This is a genomic window from Polaromonas sp. P1_G2, assembly GCF_056405515.1.
Genome location: NZ_JBFUBY010001353.1, coordinates 1 through 417 on the forward strand (window position 1 = coordinate 1; position 417 = coordinate 417).

A 417-nucleotide genomic window follows, 5' to 3' on the forward strand; every position below is an offset into this window, starting at 1 on the left:
GCCCTTGAGATCGTCCATCTTGGCGTTCAGGCCATCAAGCCCCGACTTCGCCTTGTCGAGCGTCGATTTCGCCGCTTCGTGGATGCGGTTCACTTCGGCCTTGATCTGGGCATTGGCGGCGTTGAGCTCGGCATGCAATTGCACGAGAGCCGGATGACGCTTGCCGTAGGTCATGGACATGGCATCAAGCTGCTGCTGCAGATTGCCGGCCTTGTTGCGCAGCGCGACCAGGGCCGCAGCTGCGACCGGATCGGAACTGCCGGCATTGGGACCGGCAGCGGCCACGGCGTCATAAGCGGCTTGCGCTGCGATCAGCCGCGACTGGGCGGCGACGATCTGGCTGTTGAGCTGCGTCATGAACTGGGAGCTCACGAGCTGTCCGTCGCTGGAGGCCAGTTTGTGGCTGCGGCGATAGGC

General features: G+C 63.8%; 1 pseudogene. It reads right to left on the reverse strand.

What is annotated here, in order from left to right:
- Positions 1-357: pseudogene (locus AC1D0P_RS30525) on the reverse strand (hypothetical protein); the annotation flags it as partial.
- Positions 358-417 lie beyond the last annotated feature (60 nt).